At 43.6% G+C, this 1,164-nt stretch carries 2 protein-coding genes; both read right to left on the reverse strand.

Going from position 1 to position 1,164, the window contains the following annotated elements:
* Positions 1-402: hypothetical protein (locus tag ACO6V1_RS24120; RefSeq protein WP_422469162.1), on the reverse strand; the 402-nt coding region annotated here is incomplete at its 3' end.
* A gap of 56 nt (positions 403-458) precedes the next feature.
* A partial coding sequence (locus ACO6V1_RS24125; RefSeq protein WP_422469164.1) for an RAP domain-containing protein occupies positions 459-1,164 on the reverse strand: 706 nt, incomplete at its 5' end.

Raw genomic sequence — 1,164 nt, forward strand, 5'->3', positions numbered from 1 at the left:
CGGTATCAGTTGGCGTTGTTCACTATGATGCAAGGGTCGTTTTGACGATAAAGTGTAGTGTTTGATTGAAAGGGCAAATTGACAGTGTTTATTACCATCATAGTGATCACCATAATGAGTAGATATCTTCATCATGTAATCTATTTTTTCTGGTGTGATGAGAGCTTTGAAACCATGAACAGGTTTTATTGAATGTCTTGGTGGATGGTCAGTAGAGCAGGCGTCAGAAGCAGCATAAAATTCATTACTCTCCCGGACATAGGCGAGCGGCGCGTCCAACTGTCTGACTGTGCCATGCCAGTATCGCCCACTTTTTGAAGAATCGGTACGATCATCCGGTTTTTTATAATCATTACCTGACGTTGTGTATTGCCAACTGACACCAGCACTGCTTCTGTCCATAATTATATTTCATGAATTCATGGGAAATATAAAAAGTAGACTACTCGATGGCATCATCAGTCAGCCGTTTTCACTGACTTTTTTCTCCTCCTGTTCCTCTTTTTTGTTTTTTCTGTTGGCTCTTCTACATATTCTTCGGCGGTAAAATAACAGTCATCGGAAAATTCCCCTCCTTCATCGGCAGTAACGTATGCTTCATCTTCTGCCCCCTCGTCGCTGTTCTGTAACAAAGAGCCATAAGCCTTTGGCGGGACGGCTAACTTTGTCTTTATTTGCTCAATCACGCTTTGCATTGAATCCTGGTCATCCAGCTTTCTCACCGGGATTTCAATAACCTCAAACCCTAATTTTTGCAGCAGGGCGATTTTCAACAAAGTCGGGCCATTCCTGGTTTTGAAATCACCACTCACGTAATGGGAAGGTCCCTGAATGTCGATCACCATGTTGTACTCTGACAGTAGCAGATCGACCGGAGGTAATGAGTTCAGACTCTTTTCTTCTTCAATCTTCAAAGACGGAAAGCTCGATTGGAGGTGATCGCGGAAGGTGGATTGAGATTGTGAAGTGTTTGTCGTGTAATAAGGGATGACCGGACACGCTCTCCCAAGCCAACATGCAGCCATGGAAATGATGGATTGATCCTCTATACTACCTGGGGATGTATTTTCCAGGCGAGAAAATAGTTCGCCTATGTGCTTTTCAAGGGAGTGTTTATCATTATTACCTGAGTCCAGGTAAAACCTGGCGCAGAATACCATAACG

Origin of the sequence: Endozoicomonas sp. ALC013, assembly GCF_049310205.1 — a bacterium.
Lineage (GTDB): Bacteria > Pseudomonadota > Gammaproteobacteria > Pseudomonadales > Endozoicomonadaceae > Endozoicomonas.